Genomic DNA, 1099 nt, shown 5'->3' on the forward strand with positions numbered 1-1099 from the left:
TAGATGCTTTGATGTCATTTCCCTTACAAATGATTGCTCCATATTTTTGCCTCCAAAATGTATTAAAATATATAAAAAAAGCACTCCCCCTATTGAAAGGGCGAATGCTCGCGTTACCACCTTTGTTCATAATTATAAAGATTATCTCAGCAAGGGACTGTCATCCCTTCACGCGCTATCGGGCGTACCCGTCACTTGCTAAGTTTCCCTCACACGTGATAACTCAAAGACCATCTTCGCTGATTCCGAAACATCTGCTTTCACCATTCGCAGACTCTCTATGGTTTCTTTCCCAGCTACTTATCTCATCAAAGTTTCATATATTTTTAATAAATATACAAGAATGATGGATGGTTGTCAATTATTTTGTGCTTACTTTCATTCGCTTAATTGCAATATCAAATGCATAAAAAATTTTAAAAACCTTTATAGACAGCGAATTACTCAATAATCCAGTATTACCAATGCTTTGAAGCCATTGACAGTAGGGAGTGTTTCATCCCTTACCATTTTTCAGGTGAGTTGTTGGTGGTTCTGACCCAAATAGAACCAACAAAACACCTTAATCTGCTTGTAAATCGGCCAGTTCTTCCTGAAGGCGTTCTGCAGGTGTTGTATAGCCCATTATTTTTCTTGGTCTGTGGTTGATCGTATCGGTTACTTCCAGTAAATACGAATAGGACAATGGACGCAGAGTGACTCCCTTTGGGATAGATTCTCGGAGCATGCGGTTATGCCTTTCGTTCGTTCCTTTCTCCCAAAGGGAGTCACTCTGATTGAAATCGATTTCTGACAGTCGGCTTGAGTTCTTTTGAGGACGTGTAGCAACAGCTGCCGTTCCATTTCAAAGCTTTGTTTTGATTTTCCTCACAGTACTCACCACCTTACTTGATTTGTATACAACAAACCATAAATGAAAGCAGTACGAAAGTCATAAACAAGGCTTGAAAGAAATACTCGGGGTATGACCACCCCACTACTAAAAGACACAAAACCCATCATACTCTATTTTGCATAAAGAATGATGGGTTTATTTTATTATGTTTATTCCAACTAAAGAATTGCGGAAAAGGTTTCCTTCAACAAACTGATTTCTTTG

1 pseudogene and 1 other annotated feature are annotated in these 1099 nt (G+C 38.7%); the pseudogene reads right to left on the bottom strand.

The features are described 5' to 3' along the window. Window positions 1-93 precede the first annotated feature (93 nt). Window positions 94-321: a binding site (T-box leader), on the bottom strand. Between the two features lie 241 nt (window positions 322-562). Continuing rightward, window positions 563-763, bottom strand: a pseudogene (locus ABS911_RS15145) (IS30 family transposase); the annotation flags it as partial. Window positions 764-1099: the final 336 nt, after the last annotated feature.

This window comes from Carnobacterium sp. (assembly GCF_040274425.1).